An 18,426-nucleotide genomic window follows, 5' to 3' on the forward strand; every position below is an offset into this window, starting at 1 on the left:
ATTTACCTAACGATTAAATGTGCGGTAGCGCCATAACCTGATTACGCCATTGTTCTTGCTCTGGAGTACCTTCAGTACGTTGCCCGTACATTTGTACGATTTGATTACCGTCTTTATCGAAGACTTCAAGGCTTGTTACGAAACCATCTTGAGTAGGTTTACGTGTTACCCAACACTCTGAAACGCCGTTTTCAATCATATGCAACGTAAAGTCTGGATTAAAAATGTTGAGCCATTTAATGTCCGAACCTTCTGCTTGATATGGCATAAGGCGTTTTAATTGACCAGTAAAAATCTGCACGCAGCCACGATTACCGACAAAAATCATGATTTCATTTTGGTCATTAAACGCGGTATTGACTAATTGATTGAATGAATCAACAGGAACTTGCCATGCTAAATCATCACTAACGGCACGGAAGACTTGTTGGCGACTAAGATTATTTTTTTTCAATAAAATAAAGAACTGGTGGACATCGGTCATGTTGCGCCACTCTTGTTCTAGCTGCTGTTTCAATTCATCACTGATTGGCTGCTCAGAGAATGGCACAGCGGCTTCAATAGCAAGAGGTGGATTGTCTGACGTTGCATATTGTGCAATGAGAGAGTTCCATGCCGCCATATCAGTCTCATCTGTAGTATAGACTTTATGCAGCGCATCGCCTTGTTTATCGAAAAATTGAATACTATGGCGTTCACCATTTTTTGAATCTTCAGTCAGCGTGAAAATGGCATCCCAATGAGAGAAGAACATGCGTAAGTCTAAGGCGCGTGGATTTAAAATTAACCCTGCATGGTCGCTAAATTTTGCATTGTCATAGCGACCAACTTGCTCATGAACGACATACTCATTGCGGGTGATGGCCTTAACTTTACCGACAGATGCTAGCGCTTTCAGTAGTGTTGGGGCATCAACATTCAGTCTTTGTGCTTTGTCATGACCTACACGACAATGCAATAGTTCACCTTCTGAAACATTAAGGTAGGCAGCCAGATCACGAGCGTATTTTGCTTTGTTTTCTGCTTTTGCTTGTTGGTAACGCCCGAAAAGTGTTGAACTCACAGTGTATCTCCTTAATTAACTATAAATTACCATTGGAAGCTGACGAGCAGCTTGGCATTACGCCCATCCTGAGGGACGCCTTGTGACGAGTAGTATTCTTTATCGAAGGCATTGCCTAAAACGACACTGGTTCCTAGGCCTTTTAATTGGCCTTCACCTTGGTAGCTAACGTAAAAATCATGAACAGCGTAGCCTGCTTGGCGCGGTGCTTTGGATGCATCGTTGAAATCGGTATGACGAGTAAATTCACCTAACCAACCCACAGAAAAACCACTGTCTGAAATTGGTACGTTAAGGTTGCTGGTTAGCGAGTCAGGTTTAATGGAGGTAATTGATTTACCATTTGATTCATCTTTACCTTCGGTGTGGTTATAAGCTAAATTCCAATCCAAATAGTCGTTTTTATAGTCCATTGAAGCATCCCAACCCCAAATTTTAGCTCGTTTTGTATTGATGGAGGTTGTGTAGTTATTCTGAGGATTTCTAAAGTCAACGTTCACATAGGTATTGATATAGTCTTTTGCTTTAGTGTCAAAATAACTTGCTTTAAATTGTAGATTGTCACGTTCAGTGAATAGATCATCAAACCGTAGCCCAACCCCATATTCAGCAGTACGTGTAGACTCTGGTTTGAGATTCGGATTTGGTCGCCATTTATTTACTATTGGGCCCATTTGGAAATGAATTTCATCGTTATACATTTCCATCATAGAAGGTGCTCGGAAAGCTTCTGAATAAGAGGCAAATAGCATTGACCAGTCTGTTGGTGTAATGCTAACGGCGCCTTTAGAAGACCATTTGCCTTCTTTCACGTCCTCATTATCTTTAGCGGTTGCTTTATAATGGTCATAGCGAGTGCCAACAATAAACGATACAGGTAAATCTTTTAAGGCGATTTCATCTTGCAAGAAACCTGAAGCAAAGGTGATATCAGCATCAGGGAATTGCGTTGTTGAAGCGTAAGGTGTTTGATTTTGTTTGTATGTTTCGCCGCCATAAGTAAAGTTATGGGCTGCGATAGGTAAATCATACAAGTGTGTTTTATTATCAACTTTCAGACCATAAGTTTTTTGGGTACGGCCTTCATAGTGAGTATTTTTACCTTTAGCGGTAATATTAACGTCAGAATAGTAAGTGGTTGCTTTAAGATTTAACCAATCGTTTGATTCTGGGTTTAACTGGTAAGTCGCTTGGGCATCACGTTGACGTGTAGTGCGGTTAACCTTTAGATTATCCTTAGTAATATCGATTTGTTGTGGGTCTTTGGGTTCATAAGCATTGTTATTGTAATAGCGCAGTTGCCCTGATAGCTTTTGCTTATCATCAAACTGCCATGTCCCTTTGGCGAGTAGGTTTGAGATGGTTTCTTTGTTTTCCATATCATCGCCATTGCTTAAGCGAACATCTCCGACTTGTTTGGTAACAAAACTAAACAAACCATCAAATTGCTCAGTACGCCCAAAAGATGTACCGCCAAAACCAAAGCTATGATCCCCTGTAGCAGCTTGGCTAAAGACACGAAAGCCACTGTTTTGACCCTCACGTAATAGATCTTTAGCATCTACGGTTTCCCAAGCGATCACACCTCCCATCGCGCCGCTACCATACAGTAGAGCTGAAGGGCCACGAACAATTTCGACTTGTTTTATCAGTGCAGGATCAATAAATGTGCCGTTAACGTGACCAGTATCAGTACCTTGGCGTACATTATCGACGAGGGTTAAAATACCGCGACGGTCAAAACCACGCATGTAGATATCTTGACCATTAGTGCGACTAGTACCAGTAACACCGATCCCCGGAATTTTACGCAAGATATCGTTGACCGTACTTGCCGTTTTTGTTTCAGGTGAGTCATTTTTGATCACAGTGACCATCATTGGGGCATCGAAGCTATCTCTTTCAGTACCTGTTGCATAGACGGTCATCACATCATTGCGATTTGATGGTGTTGTTTCTGCATGAGCGCTTGCCATAACGGAAAGTATTGCGCTTGTCAGAACGGATAAACGTAAAACATGAGACATATTGTTATACTCCATAAAGTGTTACCGGTTTGCTCCCTAAGTTTCGATTTTGCCTAAATCTGTATGCAGGGAAACAAACCGGCGAGTATTATTTATTTTATAATTATTAAATGGTTACCATTGATAACTCACATTGAAATAGAAATTACGGCCTTCTTGGGGAACCCCCATCGAAGAGACATATTGACGATCAAAGGCGTTTTTCATCGTTAATGTCGTATTCAACCCTTTTATAAATTGGTCAGCTTGATAGTTCACATAAAAGTCATGAAGGCTATAGCCTGCATACTGGATGACTTCTTTATGGTAACGATCGAGTCCATGCTGAGATTTATGTTGTTTTAATTGGTACTTAGCATTGCCTTGGAACTGTGTTTTAGCCGCAAATTCACCTACCCAGCCAAGACTAAGGCCAGTAGTTGCAATGGGGGCATTGAAGCGAATGAGTAGCGTTTCAGGGCGAATGGAAGAGAGAGAATAGCCTGTGCCGTCCTCTTTACCTGTTGTTTTGTTATGACTGATATTTAAATCAAACCAGTGGGTTTTGTAGCGAATAAAGCTATCAATACCTCGAATGGTGGCGGAAGGAACATTGCTAAAATAAATTTCATTAGGGAACCATTGATATTGCCCTTTCATGAAATGGTATTTTTTGGTGTAACGACCTTCAACGGCAATATGGTTTTTCGCTTTGGTATCAAAATACGTTGACCCAAATTGCAGTTCATCGCCATTTGATAACAGATCATCAAAACTTGCTTTTAAACCAACTTCTACTGTTTTATTTGTCTCAGGTTGTAAGTCAGGCGTAGGTCTAAAATCGGAAGTTAGCCAGCCGCCCATCACCGAAAAGTGATTAGAATTGTTATACAGCTCTGCCATACGAGGCGTCCGATAACCTTCGGAGTAAGAGGAGTATAGGTTTAACCAATGTGCCGGCGTGATACTGACCGCAAAACGTGACGACCAATTCGTGTCTCTATTTTTTGCAAACCCTTGACGTGAAGCTTCATAGCTTGTGAAACGGGTTCCTGCTGAGAGTGTAATAGGCAGGTGGTGTAACGTCATATCATTGTTAACCCAGCCCGAAATATTAGCTAGTCGAGCAGGGGGGTAGCTGATCGCGTGTTTATTGGGTTTTTGCTGTTGTTGATAATACTCGATACCACTTTCTATTTGGTTATTCACCCAGCCCTCAATAGGAACAATAAAGTGATTAGTCAATTTGGTACCATAGGTATATTGCGTACGCTTTTCGCGTTGATATTGATTATCAGCCTTAGCTTTTTCTCTATCTAACTGACTCAAAGAGAGGTCGGTATAGTACAGATCCCAATTTGCTTGCCAGTTAGGGAAACGGTTTGAGGTAATATATTGACTAATTGAAACATCCCGCTGGTGGCTATCGCGCTCGTGGGGCGTGTTTTTAAAACGCGTATCAGCGGAGTTGTTTACTGTAGGTTGTTTGAGACCTAACCCATCATTACGATAATCACGTAGCTGTAAGGCTAAATGATAATTAGGGTATGCATACCAAGTGGTTTTTAATAACCAATTATGCACTTTCTCATGATTATCTTGAGTTGGAAAATCCGCAGATGCGAGTGAATATTTTTTACGTTGGCTATAACTTAATAGCATATCCAGAGGGCCAGTATGTCCATATACCGATGCCCCGGCAAGGTAGCTGTGGTCATTGCGGTTGACCCCACTGAAAACGCGGCCTCCTAATGCCTGCCCTTGCTTTAATAAATCCTTTGCATTCACGGTTTTCATCGCTACGACACCCGCTAGCGCGCCACTTCCATGAGCAACGGATGAAGCACCTTTATGGACAAAGACTTTTTTTACCAGTGACGGGTCAATAAATGTCGCATTGTATAACCCAGAATTAAAATCTTGAGTGACGTTATCCACCGTGATTTTTACACCACGAGAATCATAGCCACGTAGATGAACCTCTTGACCGTAGGTTCCACCAGTACCAGAAACAAAAATACCGGGTTGGCCTTTTAATAAATCTAAGGCAGAGCTTGCTGATTGATATTCAGGGGCTTGAGCATCAATGACATCGACTTGCTCGGCCACCGCAATATTTTCGTGATGAAAAGGGTGGGTCGTAACATGAACAGTATCACCTATCGTCTTTTTTGCTGTTGCAACCGCGCTAAATCCTGAAATAGCGAGTGTTGTCGCAAGTGCGGAAACGGTTATTTTTGATCCATTTAACGATATGGTGGGTGTAACAGACATCAGTTTAAACTCCATAGGAAATGCTTTCCTTATGTGGTGAATATCGCTGGCTGCCTTGATACAAGATCTGGGTGGCTTGCTGTGAATAAATTTTGAATAAAAACTATTTGGTTAAAATCAGTTTACCAGCACGAGTCTGCCTTAACTGGTATATCTCGCCGCGATGTTGGATCGCTAATTTACCTTCAGAGCCTAATAATTGATGACTATCTATAACGTCAACTTTTACGGGCGGAAGGGTTGAGTTGGCGATATTTTCAATAGGTGGTTTAGTGATGTTATCAGTCATATTTGGCCCAATTGATAATAAAACTAAGAGTGAGAATCATTATATTTAAGTTGCTAAGTAACATCAAGGGGTTTTTACATTTAGATGACAAAATCACTACAATGCATGAGTTGCTTATCGATTTAGGTCAATATTTGGTGAATATTTATGCGGAAAGGAACTCGACTCTTTCCTATCAAAGAGAGTGAAAGAGTCGGTGGGGGAATAAAATGTCAGCTTATTTAAAGCGGCTTTCTACTGCTTGGACCAAGATATCAATGAGTTGCTCGGTATCATCCCAGCCTAAACAAGGGTCTGTGATGGATTGCCCGTAAGTTAGAGGTTGACCTGTAATAATTTTTTGAGTGCCTTCAAGTAAGAAGCTTTCAGCCATTACACCACTAATTGCGGTCGAACCGCCTTTGATTTGCTCGGCAATATCGCGGGCGACTTCAAGTTGGCGACGGTGGATTTTTTGGCAGTTACCATGGCTAAAATCAACGACTAAATGTTCAGCTAATTCAAATTCACGTAGCTTATCACAAGCCGCTGCAATATCTCCGGCAGAGTAGTTAGGCTGTTTTCCACCACGCATAATAATATGGCCATGTGGGTTACCACTGGTTTGGTAGATGGTCATTTGGCCACTTTTATCGGGCGATAAAAACATATGTTGAGCGCTGGCTGCGCGGATGGCATCGATAGCAATACGGATATTGCCATCAGTACCATTTTTAAAACCAACAGGGCAAGAGAGTGCCGATGCCATTTCTCGATGGATTTGGCTTTCTGTTGTTCTTGCGCCAATCGCTCCCCAACTGATCAAATCAGCAATATATTGCCCTGTGACCATATCGAGAAATTCTGTTGCGGTAGGTAGCCCAAGCTGATTGACATCAATAAGTAATTTGCGGGCGAGCCGTATCCCCGTATTGACTTGGCAAGAGTTATCTAAATTAGGATCGGAGATCAGGCCTTTCCAACCTACAACGGTACGGGGTTTTTCAAAGTAGGTACGCATAACAATTTCAAGACGGTCTTGATAGCGTTCACGTAAGACATTCAGCCGATTAGCATATTCCAGAGCCGCATCAATATCATGAATAGAGCATGGGCCAACAATAACCAATAAACGGGGATCTTCCCCCGATAAAATTTTCTCTATCCGTTTACGTGACGCTGTCACGTTTTCAGCCACTTTCTCAGAAATAGGAAATTCGTCAGCGAGTGTCTGTGGGGTAATTAAGCTATCCACACGCTGAGTACGTAGTTCATCAGTTTTTTGCATTCTTTCTTCTCAAAAGCTTTAATAGGCAGAGCCGTATCAGTGATTAGGATCACAATAAACGAAAATGGCTCGAATTCAACCTACAACGTGAGATTGAATGAAAGATTTTTTAAAAAATACATTTCGACTAAAAGATACGCCGTTTTAGCCCCATCGTGTCAATGACTTTGGCAGAAATTTCCTCTACTGAGTAATTGGTTGTATTGAGATAGTTGATCTTGTTTTGTCTAAATAGTGCCTCGACCTCAGCAATTTCAATGCGGCATTGACGTAATGATGCATAGCGGCTGTTTTCACGTCGCTCTTCACGAATAGCGGCTAGTCTTTCCGGGCTTATCGTCAAACCAAATAATTTATGCGTATAAGGGCGTAGTGCAGCGGGTAACTGCAAGTTATCCATATCGTCTGCCGTAAATGGATAGTTAGCGGCTTGAATACCAAATTGCATGGCTAAATAGAGGCTGGTAGGGGTTTTGCCACAACGGGAGACGCCTAACAAAATCACTTGTGCTTGGTCTAGGTTGCGCAAGGAAATACCGTCATCATGGGCTAATGTGTATTCGATAGCAGCAATGCGAGCATCATATTGATTGATATTCTGTAGCGATAAGCCATGGGTACGGTTGAGTTTAGGCTCAGGCTCTAACCCCACTTCTTGCTGAATAGGGGCAACCAAGGTTTGCACAATATCCTGACAAAAACCGGCGCTGTCGGTAATAATTTTTTTTACGGAGGGGGAAATGATGGAATAGAACACCAGTGGACGGTTTTGAGTCTCTTGATAAATCGTATCAATTTTCTGTTTTATTTCCTGCGCACGTGCTTCTGTGGTGACAAAAGGTAGCGTATAGGAATTGAAAACTAAGGGAAATTGCGACAAAACAGCATGTCCTAGCGTTTCTGCGGTTATTGCGGTTCCATCTGAAATAAAAAAAACAGTTCGTTCTGTGAGGTTTGTTTTATGATTAGTTGCGGTTATTTCGCTCATATATAGTGTCTTTTGTTGTATTTTTCGTTGGTTTTAGAGAGATATTATATTTGATTAAAGTTTAAAAAATAGTTTATAGGGGAAAGTATAGCCAATATTTGAACAATTTTTAGAACAAAAATTTTTTCTTGCTAGTTGGAACGATTCACCAGTCTATATTCAGATATTGTCTGTGCTAGTCTATTTCGTGAGGCGAATTATCGCCAATGAGATTTTTTACGATTTGTACCTTGTCACTAAATTGCTAGATAAAGATAAAGGATCGCTTTCAATGTCCACAAATGGCCTCACTCCGTGTAATGTACTTTGGTATAACCAATTAGGGATGAATGATGTTGACCGTGTTGGCGGCAAAAATGCCTCGCTCGGTGAAATGATTACCAACCTGTCCGATCTTGGTGTATCCGTACCTAACGGATTTGCGACAACCGCACAGGCGTTTAATGATTTTCTTGAGCAGAGCGGCGTGAATCAGCGCATTTATCAGCTGCTAGATGAAACGGATATTGATGATGTTAATCAACTCGCTGCGGCGGGGGAAAAGATCCGTCAATGGGTTATCGACACCCCTTTTACACCACAGTTAGAAAGTGATATTCGTGCGGCATACCAAACACTGTCTGAAGGTGAAAAAGATGCCTCGTTTGCTGTACGTTCATCTGCAACAGCAGAGGACATGCCTGATGCTTCATTCGCAGGGCAGCAAGAGACTTTCTTGAACGTTCAAGGCATCGATGCTGTATTGGTTGCTATTAAACACGTATTCGCTTCCTTATTTAATGACCGCGCGATTTCATATCGTGTCCACCAAGGCTATGACCACCGTGGAGTGGCACTCTCCGCGGGTGTTCAAAGAATGGTGCGCTCAGATTTAGCATCTTCTGGCGTGATGTTCACCATTGATACTGAATCAGGGTTCGACCAAGTCGTCTTCATCACCTCAGCTTATGGCTTAGGCGAGATGGTTGTGCAAGGGGCAGTAAACCCAGATGAGTTTTATGTGCATAAACCCACCTTGCTGAATAATCGTCCAGCTATTGTGCGTCGTACTCTTGGCTCGAAAAAATTACAAATGGTTTATGCGAACAGTCAAGAGCACGGTAAGCAAGTACAGATTGAAGATGTGCCAGAAGCACTACGCAATCGTTTCTCTTTGACTGATCACGAAGTTGAAGAGCTGGCGCGCCAAGCATTACAGATTGAAAAACATTATGGTCGCCCAATGGATATCGAATGGGCTAAAGATGGGCATAATGGGCGTCTGTACATTGTTCAGGCTCGCCCAGAAACCGTTCGCTCGAATCAACAAGTGATGGAACGTTACCAATTAAAACAACAAGGGAATGTGTTGGTTGAAGGGCGTGCTATCGGGCATCGTATCGGTTCAGGCCATGTTAAAGTGATCCATAACTTAAATGAGATGGATAGGATCCAAGCTGGCGACGTACTCGTTACTGATATGACAGACCCAGATTGGGAGCCTATCATGAAAAAAGCGGCTGCGATTGTGACCAATCGTGGCGGTCGTACCTGCCATGCGGCGATTATTGCCCGCGAATTGGGTATCCCCGCTGTGGTCGGCTGCGGTGATGCGACAGAGCGCCTGCTGGAAAATAGTCAGGTGACTGTTTCCTGTGCTGAAGGGGATACAGGGTTTGTCTATGAAGGTGAGCTAGGATTTGAAATTCATAGCTCCGCCGTTGACGAAATGCCAGCGCTTGATGTCAAGATCATGATGAACGTGGGTAACCCAGATCGTGCATTTGATTTTGCCTGTTTACCAAACGAAGGGGTTGGCTTAGCGAGGTTAGAATTCATTATTAACCGAATGATTGGTGTTCACCCAAGAGCTTTACTGGAGTTCGATTCACAAACTCCTGAGCTACAAAATGAAATTCGCACCATGATGGCAGGTTATGATGATCCCATTGAATTCTATGTTGGTAAGTTGACTGAAGGGATTTCGACGTTAGCGGCAGCATTCTGGCCAAAACGGGTTATCGTGCGTCTTTCTGACTTTAAATCTAATGAGTATGCCAACCTTGTCGGTGGGGATATTTATGAGCCGGAAGAAGAGAACCCAATGTTAGGTTTCCGTGGAGCAGGGCGCTATGTCTCAGATAGCTTCCGAGATTGTTTCGCTCTTGAGTGTGAAGCCGTTAAGCGGGTACGTAATGAGATGGGGCTAACAAACGTTGAAGTGATGATCCCATTTGTGCGGACTGTCGCTCAGGCGGAAGCCGTAGTGGCTGAATTAGCGAAGCATGACCTCAAACGTGGTGAAAACGGCTTGAAAGTCATTATGATGTGTGAGATCCCATCAAACGCATTACTGGCAGACCAATTCCTTGAACATTTTGATGGCTTCTCTATTGGCTCTAATGATATGACCCAATTGACCTTAGGTTTAGATAGGGATTCTGGGGTCGTTTCTGAGCTATTTGATGAACGCAATGATGCCGTAAAAGCCATGTTATCGATGGCGATTCAAGCGGCTAAACGTCAAAACAAATATGTCGGTATTTGTGGTCAAGGCCCATCGGATCATCAAGATTTTGCGCAATGGTTAGTTGAAGAGGGAATAGATAGTCTTTCTCTTAACCCAGATACCGTTGTACAAACTTGGTTAAAATTAGCTGATTCATAATGAATTAATCTATTATTTAAGACGAGAGTCTCAAGCCGACAATTATAATTGTCGGCTTTTTTTATAAATCAAATTGAATATACCGATTGTCAACTTCAATAGAAGCTATCAGTTATTAATTAATGTCTAATATAAGTAAATTTAAATACTGGATGAGAATTAATAGGTGTTTACACGGATTAAGTAATATTAGAAAGTTAATAAACCGATCCATTAGTGTTAATCATTTTGAGTTAAATCAATAAGTGATGCTATATAAATAACTATATAAAGAATTATAAGGTGATATTACTTACTCAAAATGGGAGTAATAAAAGATGAAGTCATTGCCTTAGTTGCAGGCCAGCCGGCGAGGCCTAGGATGATGAACAAAATTCATGTTGAGAAAAAAATAAAAAAAAAGCCTATCATGGGCTGACAGGCAAAGACTACACACAGCAATTCTATTGGGATAATCACGCATTAAATTAAATAAGCATGATATTGAGATTCGTATTAATCAAAACGTAATTCGATGTGAAGATAATAAATTAATTAAAAATTATAATCACTAAGAACACTCTTAATATATTTATTAGTCGCTGTATCATAAAGAGAATTCGTTTCAACGAAAAAGATAATATCACAAATGAGCTTGAATACTAACATTAGTCTGTTAAATATTGTTTCTAAATATTAATGAACATAATCGATAATCCAACAGTATGCTTAATAGAGAGCATACTGTTGGTTAGTTTAAAGTAAATTTATTTTTTACTCATAAACTCTTCTTCGAGAAACTTTTCTGTTTCTTCAAGGTTTTCATTTGGTATGGCGACCTCATTCATCCAGGCTTTTAATAGACTGTATGACACCGCAAGTACGACCGGACCTATAAACAAGCCAATCATACCAAAGGAGAGAATACCACCGATAACCCCAACAAGTATGAGCACCATCGGCAAGTCAGCCCCCATTTTGATCAGCCATGGACGTAAAACGCCATCCATAGTTGCGACAACAGCAGCCCAAACAGCGAGGATGATTGCCCATGTTGTATCCCCTGTCCAGAATAGCCAAATGACGGATGGTACCATAATCAGTAGCGGGCCAAGCTGAGCAACACAGCAGATAAAGAGGAGAACGGTTAAGATAGCCGCATAACTGATACCCGATAAGGCAAGCCCTACACCGCCAACAATAGCTTGAATAAGGGCGGTGACGACGACACCTAATGCAACGGCGCGGATTGACTGTGCGGCTAAGACTACCGCTGCATCGCCACGTATCCCTGCTAATCGAACGGCAAAATGGCGGATACCTAACATCACAGATTCGCCTTTAAGGTAGAGTAAACCGCTAAATAGCAACATTAAGGCAAGATGGAACATAAAACGGCCGGCATTGATGGCTTGTGCGAGGAACCAACCAGCAGCTTGTCCTAAATAGGGTTGGACTTTGGCTAACAGTGCATTACCGCCACTAGCAACCAAACTATGCCAAGCGTAATAAATTTTTTCACCAACGAAAGGGACGCTGTTAAGCCATTCTAGATCAGGCAAGCGCAAACTGTTAGGTGACTTAGCGAGTTCAATTAGCGGAGTGCTATTTTGAATAATACTGCCAATAAGAATACCCAGCGGTATAACGAATAGTAAAAGTATTAAGGAGACCATGACTAAAGCCGCCAACCAACGCTTGTTCCACAACCTTGCTTCAATGCGTAGGAGTAGTGGCCATGTTGCTATCACCATCATACCAGCCCATACAAAACCAAGAATAAACGGGTTCAGTACCCAAAAACAGGCCGCTATCATTAAAATGATAAATGCGAAGCCAAAAATAAGTTTGGGTAAGTCGAGACGTTTTTGCGATTTTTCCATTAATGCCTAATCCTTAACAAATAAAAACACTGCAAGTGAGCCATTTTTTCAGGTGAAAATAACGTAATTTCTTTTTCACGATCAAAAAAAACAATATTGTGATATGGTTCCATCACTGACAATGTCATCAGCGGTTGTACCTTCTTTAAGGAAAACGGGTTTTGCAGGGGGAAGCTCCGTAAACCAATCAGGCACTATTGTGCTACTTAAAATAAAGATAGTACATAACGAGTAATGCGAACACTAAACAACAAGAGTCATCGTTAATAATGATCCCGCGTATAACTGAAGCACCTCATTTAAGTAAACTAGTTATTGAATTTCTGCACCAACTACAGGCACATGGCTTTACAGGCGATAATGGCACTAGCTATGCGGAACGCTTATCAATGGCGACCGATAATAGCATTTATCAATTATTACCTCAGGCGGTGGTATTTCCTCGTTCGAGTGCGGATGTCCAAATTATAACCCGTGTTGCCGGATTAGAAAAATTCAGAGAATTAACCTTCACCCCACGAGGTGGTGGCACAGGAACGAATGGTCAATCATTGACCGAAGGGATTGTGGTTGATATGTCACGTTATATGAACCGCATTCTAGAAATTAACCCTGAACAGGGCTGGGTTAAAGTAGAAGCGGGTGTGGTGAAAGATCAACTAAACCAATTTCTCAAACCCTATGGCTATTTTTTCTCACCTGAGTTGTCCACCAGTAACCGAGCCACATTAGGGGGGATGATCAATACCGATGCATCGGGGCAAGGCTCTTTGGTGTACGGTAAAACCTCAGATCACGTGCTGGGTGTTAAAGCGGTTTTGCTGGGAGGGGAATGCCTTGAAACACGCGCTATGCCTATCGCACTCGCCCAAACGATTGCGTCAGAGGATTCTGTCACAGGGCGTATCTACAAAACCGTACTTGAACGCTGTTTAGAGCAGCGCCCTTTGATTGAAGAAAAATTTCCAAAATTGAACCGTTTTTTAACGGGCTATGATTTACGTCATGTGTTTAATGATGACCTTAGTGAATTCGACCTGACGCGTATTTTAACGGGGTCGGAAGGTTCACTGGCTTTTATTACCGAAGCCACGTTGGATATTACCCCTTTACCAAAAGTACGCCGTTTGGTGAACGTTAAATATGACTCTTTTGAATCTGCACTACGTAATGCGCCGTTTATGGTGCAGGCAAAAGCTCTGTCTGTCGAAACCGTCGATTCAAAAGTACTGAATTTAGCACGGGAAGATATCGTTTGGCATTCCGTGAAAGCATTAATCACCGATGTACCAAACAAAGAGATGCTGGGCCTTAATATTGTTGAATTTAGTGGGGATGATGAGGACGAAATCAATCACTTAACCACGAGCCTGTGCCAGCGTTTAGATGAGTTAATGGCCAATCACCAAGCGGGTGTGATTGGCTATCAAGTCTGTCATGATTTGGATGACATCAACCGTATTTACAATATGCGTAAAAAAGCGGTTGGTTTATTAGGAAATAGTAAAGGGGCTGCTAAACCGATCCCATTTGTTGAAGATACCTGCGTACCACCTGAACACCTAGCGGATTACATAGTAGAGTTTAGAGCACTGCTGGATAGCCACAATCTGAATTACGGGATGTTTGGGCATGTGGATGCGGGGGTTTTACACGTACGTCCTGCTTTAGATATGTGTGACCCGCAACAAGAAGTGTTGATGAAGCAAATTTCAGATGACATTGTCGCGCTGACTGCCAAATATGGCGGGTTATTATGGGGGGAGCACGGTAAAGGGTTCCGCGCTCAATATAGCCCGGCGTTTTTCGGTGAAGTGTTGTATAACGAGTTACGGAATATCAAAGCCGCTTTTGACCCTGATAACCGTCTGAATCCAGGTAAAATCTGTCCGCCAGCCGGTATTGATGCGCCAATGAAACAGGTGGATGCAGTTAAGCGAGGCACCTATGATCGCCAAATACCTGTACAGGTACGCCAAACGTTCCGTGGGGCGATGGAGTGTAACGGTAATGGGCTATGTTTTAACTTTGATGTGAAAAGCCCTATGTGTCCATCAATGAAAATAAGTGGACAGCGGATCCATTCGCCAAAAGGGCGTGCGACCCTCGTTCGTGAATGGTTACGGCTTCTTTCTAACCAAGGCGTCACGCCAGAAAGCTTAGAAAAAGGAATACAAGAAAACCGTCCATCACTACGCGGCTTGATTGAGAAAACACGCAATACATGGCAGGCGAAAAAAGGGGATTATGACTTTTCTCATGAAGTTAAAGCCGCGATGTCTGGGTGCTTAGCTTGTAAAGCTTGCTCAACACAATGCCCGATCAAAATCGATGTGCCTTCATTTAGAGCCAAATTTTTAGCGCTATATCACAGCCGATATTTAAGGCCTGTGCGGGATCATATTGTGGCGGGAGTGGAAAATAGCGCCCCCTTGATGTCGAAAGCGCCGGGTGTATTTAACTTTTTCTTACGTCAGCCATGGGTACAGAAATTAAGTGAGCAGACGATCGGAATGGTCGATCTCCCGCTGTTTTCTCAACCTACCTTAAAGCAAGAGCTATCAGGGCATGCGGCGATGACAGTGACGCTGGAGCAGTTAGAGTCGATGTCTCCTGCACAACGTGAAAACCATGTGTTGGTAGTACAGGACCCATTCACCAGTTATTACGATGCAAAAGTCGTGGCGGACTTTGTCAAATTAATCGAAAAATTGGGCTTTAAACCTGTTTTATTACCATTTTCACCGAATGGTAAGGCACAACATGTCAAAGGGTTCCTTGCTCGCTTTGCCAAAACAGCGCAGAAAACCGCTGATTTTCTAAATCGGGTCGCCAAATTAGAGTTACCTATGGTTGGCGTCGATCCTGCATTAGTGTTGTGTTATCGCGATGAATACCGTGAGATTTTAGGGGCGCAGCAGTGCCGTTTTACCGTACAACTTGCTCATGAGTGGCTAGTGACATTGCCTGAGCCTACCGAGCATCGTCAGGTGTCGTCTGCCCCATGGTATTTCTTTGGTCATTGCACGGAAACAACCGCATTGCCAAATAGTGCGACTCAGTGGGCAAATTTGTTTAAACGTTATGGTCAAGAGCTTAAAAACATCAGTGTAGGGTGTTGTGGTATGGCTGGGACTTATGGTCATGAAGTGGCGAATATCAAAAACTCGAAAGGTATCTATAATTTATCGTGGAAACCCGCGATAGAGAAATTACCCAAAGAGCGTTGTTTAAGCACAGGGTATTCATGTCGCAGCCAAGTAAAACGTATGGAAAATACACAAATAAAACACCCTATACAGGCGTTATTGGAGATAGTTGAATGATTTGGAGACGTAAATTTACGCTTGACCACATGGCAGAAATGGCCAAAGGCTGTATGTTAGGCCATCTAGGTATTGAGATCACGGGGTATGGTGATGATTACCTTGAAGGCACTATGCCTGTCGACCAACGAACAAAACAGCCATTTGGTTTATTACATGGGGGCGCTTCTGTTGTGCTGGCGGAATCATTAGGCTCAATAGCAGGTTACCTATGCAGTGAAGGGGAACAACGTGTTGTTGGCCTTGAAATTAATGCTAATCACATTCGTTCGGCAACCCAAGGTGTAGTGAAAGGCGTTTGTAAGCCTGTTCACCTAGGGCGCCGCCAGCAGGTATGGAATATTGATATTTTCAATGAGAAAGGGCAACTGTGTTGTACTTCTCGTTTAACGACCGCGGTACTCTCCGATTGATACCCATTAACCTCAACTCGAATAGGGTTGAGGTTCCTTCAACAATTTCATCAGAATTTCAATTTTTGTCTTGCCGATTAAGTTGTATAATAAATGTATCTTTATTAATTTGTGCCATTTAAGTGTATTGATGAGTACATAATATTAAAAAAAATGTAACTTTTTTTAATCGTTATATTTTAATGAGTTAGTGTACATTTTTACACGCGATGGCGTATAAATAAGCGCAAAATGCGTAAAAAATGAGCTAGAATAGGTATAACCTTTCAAAACAAATGGTTGAAGTGACAAAGGTTATCGTTACCATAGGATAAACGGAGTTAATCTCCTGATAACTGGCTGAAAAGCCATGAGAATTGTGGGGTCAATATGACTGCAAATGTGAATGACAGCGTAGAAACTTTTTCTATAGACGAAACGAATTGGCAAGGTGTCAGCCTAACTGATAGCGCGGCGAAACAAATCAAAAAATTGATGGAGCAAAATCCTGAAACTAAAGGGCTTTCGCTGGGTGTTAAACAGTCTGGATGCGCTGGCTTTGGCTATGTTTTCGAGATGATCGAGAACCCAACAGAGGATCATTTACTCTTTGAACATGATGGTGCACGTCTGTATGTACCTAAAGAAGCCATGCCATTTATCGATGGTACAGTTGTCGATTATGTCCAAGAAGGGCTTAATCGGATATTTAAATTCAATAATCCGAAAGCGCAACATGCCTGTGGGTGTGGTGAAAGCTTCGGTGTTTAATATGTGAAGTCAGATTATGTCTCAGAGCAATGTAGAAATTGGCGATGAAGTTCAAAGCTGGCTAAATGACCAGCGTTATAAAGAAGGCTTTTTTACGAATGTCGCCACAGATGAAATGGCTAAAGGGATCAACGAAGATGTTGTCCGAGCGATTTCTGCAAAACGTAATGAGCCAGAGTGGATGCTAAAATTCCGCCTTGATGCCTATCATCACTGGAAAGGAATGGAAGAGCCACACTGGTTAAAAGCCCATTATCCAAATTTAGATTATCAAGACTACAGCTATTACTCAGCGCCATCTTGCGGTTCTTGTGATGACAGTTGCGGGTCACAATCCGGTGCGAAGCAAGGAACTGGTGTTACAGAAACCAATAATTATCTAACGGCTGAAGTTGAAGAGGCCTTCAACCAACTCGGTGTTCCTGTTCGTGAAGGGAAGGCCGTGGCGGTCGATGCTATTTTTGACTCAGTATCTGTTTCTACAACATATCGTGATGATTTTGCTAAACACGGCATTATTTTCTGTTCATTCAGTGAAGCTATCCAAGAGTACCCTGAGTTGGTGCAAAAATACCTTGGTACTGTCGTTTCTAGTCACGATAACTTCTTTGCTGCGCTCAATGCGGCGGTGGCATCGGATGGCACTTTTGTGTATATCCCGAAAGGGGTACGTTGTCCGATGGAGCTTTCCACTTACTTCCGTATTAATGCTGCAAAAACAGGGCAATTTGAACGGACGATTTTGATCGCCGACGAAGGAAGCTATGTCAGCTACATTGAGGGCTGTTCAGCACCTGTCCGTGATAGCTATCAGTTACACGCTGCGGTCGTCGAAGTCATCATCCATAAAGATGCAGAAGTGAAATACTCAACGGTTCAAAACTGGTTCTCCGGTGGCGACAGTGAAGCAGGTGGTATTCTTAACTTTGTGACTAAGCGTGCGCTGTGCGAAGGTGAGAATTCGAAAATGTCATGGACTCAATCTGAAACGGGTTCTGCGATCACCTGGAAATACCCAAGTGTTATCTTAAAAGGGGATAACTCGGTTGGTGAGTTTTTCTCTGTGGCACTGACAAACGGTAACCAGCAAGCCGATACCGGCACTAAAATGATCCATATTGGTAAAAATACGCGTTCGACGATCATCTCTAAAGGTATCTCAGCGGGTAAAAGCCAAAATAGCTATCGCGGCTTAGTGAAAATCTTACCAAGCGCACATAATGCACGCAATTTCACTCAATGTGACTCGATGCTTATTGGTACTCAGTGTGGAGCACACACATTCCCTTACGTTGAAGTCAAAAATAACACCGCTCAGCTAGAACATGAGGCGACCACTTCTCGCATTGGTGAAGATCAGCTTTTTTACTGCTTACAGCGTGGAATTAGTGAAGATGATGCGATTTCAATGATCGTAAATGGTTTCTGTAAAGACGTTTTCTCGGAACTTCCGTTAGAGTTTGCGGTAGAAGCACAGAAATTGCTGGCAATCAGCCTAGAGCACAGTGTGGGCTGATCACAATCAGGTTTATATGCGCAAA

12 protein-coding genes are annotated in these 18,426 nt (G+C 42.5%); 5 read left to right on the forward strand and 7 right to left on the reverse strand.

Features of this window, described 5'->3' with window-relative positions; translation table 11 throughout:
• Nucleotides 1-13: 13 nt before the first annotated feature.
• The 6 genes from PSE69_RS07890 to ppsR form a co-directional block, all read right to left on the reverse strand.
• Nucleotides 14-1,063, reverse strand: coding sequence for a hemin-degrading factor (locus PSE69_RS07890; protein ID WP_121875263.1), 1,050 nt, complete (start codon nucleotides 1,061-1,063; stop codon nucleotides 14-16).
• A 26-nt stretch (nucleotides 1,064-1,089) separates the two neighbouring features.
• On the reverse strand, nucleotides 1,090-3,090 hold the full coding sequence (locus PSE69_RS07895; protein ID WP_121875262.1) for a TonB-dependent hemoglobin/transferrin/lactoferrin family receptor: 2,001 nt from the start codon (nucleotides 3,088-3,090) through the stop codon (nucleotides 1,090-1,092).
• Nucleotides 3,091-3,204: 114 nt separating this feature from the next.
• Nucleotides 3,205-5,343 carry a TonB-dependent receptor domain-containing protein gene (locus PSE69_RS07900; RefSeq protein ID WP_272675202.1) on the reverse strand — a complete coding sequence of 713 codons (2,139 nt, stop codon included), beginning with the start codon at nucleotides 5,341-5,343 and terminating at the stop codon, nucleotides 3,205-3,207.
• A gap of 103 nt (nucleotides 5,344-5,446) precedes the next feature.
• A complete protein-coding gene (gene hemP / locus PSE69_RS07905) occupies nucleotides 5,447-5,632 on the reverse strand; it encodes a hemin uptake protein HemP (protein WP_004919137.1) in 186 nt (61 codons plus the stop codon).
• A 217-nt stretch (nucleotides 5,633-5,849) separates the two neighbouring features.
• On the reverse strand, nucleotides 5,850-6,899 hold the full coding sequence (locus tag PSE69_RS07910) for a 3-deoxy-7-phosphoheptulonate synthase (protein ID WP_036940000.1): 1,050 nt from the start codon (nucleotides 6,897-6,899) through the stop codon (nucleotides 5,850-5,852).
• Nucleotides 6,900-7,026: 127 nt separating this feature from the next.
• Complete coding sequence (gene ppsR, locus PSE69_RS07915) at nucleotides 7,027-7,887, reverse strand: posphoenolpyruvate synthetase regulatory kinase/phosphorylase PpsR (RefSeq protein ID WP_004919142.1); 861 nt, start codon at nucleotides 7,885-7,887, stop codon at nucleotides 7,027-7,029.
• A gap of 271 nt (nucleotides 7,888-8,158) precedes the next feature.
• On the opposite strand from ppsR, the gene ppsA reads away from it, so the two are divergent.
• On the forward strand, nucleotides 8,159-10,534 hold the full coding sequence (ppsA, locus tag PSE69_RS07920) for a phosphoenolpyruvate synthase (RefSeq protein ID WP_014658213.1): 2,376 nt from the start codon (nucleotides 8,159-8,161) through the stop codon (nucleotides 10,532-10,534).
• A gap of 746 nt (nucleotides 10,535-11,280) precedes the next feature.
• Here the strand turns inward: ppsA and ydiK are convergent.
• The gene (gene ydiK / locus PSE69_RS07925; protein WP_014658214.1) at nucleotides 11,281-12,396 is read right to left on the reverse strand and encodes an AI-2E family transporter YdiK; all 1,116 of its coding nucleotides are present in this window, start codon (nucleotides 12,394-12,396) and stop codon (nucleotides 11,281-11,283) included.
• A gap of 269 nt (nucleotides 12,397-12,665) precedes the next feature.
• Between ydiK and ydiJ the strand changes: the two genes are divergently transcribed.
• The 4 genes from ydiJ (at nucleotide 12,666) to sufB (ending at nucleotide 18,401) form a co-directional block, all read left to right on the forward strand.
• Nucleotides 12,666-15,722: a D-2-hydroxyglutarate dehydrogenase YdiJ gene (gene ydiJ / locus PSE69_RS07930; RefSeq protein ID WP_040133064.1), complete on the forward strand. Its 3,057-nt coding sequence runs from the start codon at nucleotides 12,666-12,668 to the stop codon at nucleotides 15,720-15,722.
• Nucleotides 15,719-16,135, forward strand: coding sequence for a 1,4-dihydroxy-2-naphthoyl-CoA hydrolase (gene menI, locus PSE69_RS07935; RefSeq protein WP_004919152.1), 417 nt, complete (start codon nucleotides 15,719-15,721; stop codon nucleotides 16,133-16,135). Before ydiJ ends, menI begins: the two co-directional genes overlap by 4 nt.
• Before the next feature lie 369 nt (nucleotides 16,136-16,504).
• On the forward strand, nucleotides 16,505-16,885 hold the full coding sequence (sufA, locus tag PSE69_RS07940) for a Fe-S cluster assembly scaffold SufA (protein ID WP_004919156.1): 381 nt from the start codon (nucleotides 16,505-16,507) through the stop codon (nucleotides 16,883-16,885).
• Between the two features lie 16 nt (nucleotides 16,886-16,901).
• Nucleotides 16,902-18,401, forward strand: a complete 1,500-nt coding sequence (sufB, locus tag PSE69_RS07945) for a Fe-S cluster assembly protein SufB (RefSeq protein ID WP_272675203.1) — start codon at nucleotides 16,902-16,904, stop codon at nucleotides 18,399-18,401.
• Nucleotides 18,402-18,426 lie beyond the last annotated feature (25 nt).

The sequence above is a fragment of the Providencia sp. PROV122 genome (assembly GCF_028482365.1).
In the GTDB taxonomy this organism is placed as follows: Bacteria; Pseudomonadota; Gammaproteobacteria; order Enterobacterales; family Enterobacteriaceae; genus Providencia; species Providencia stuartii.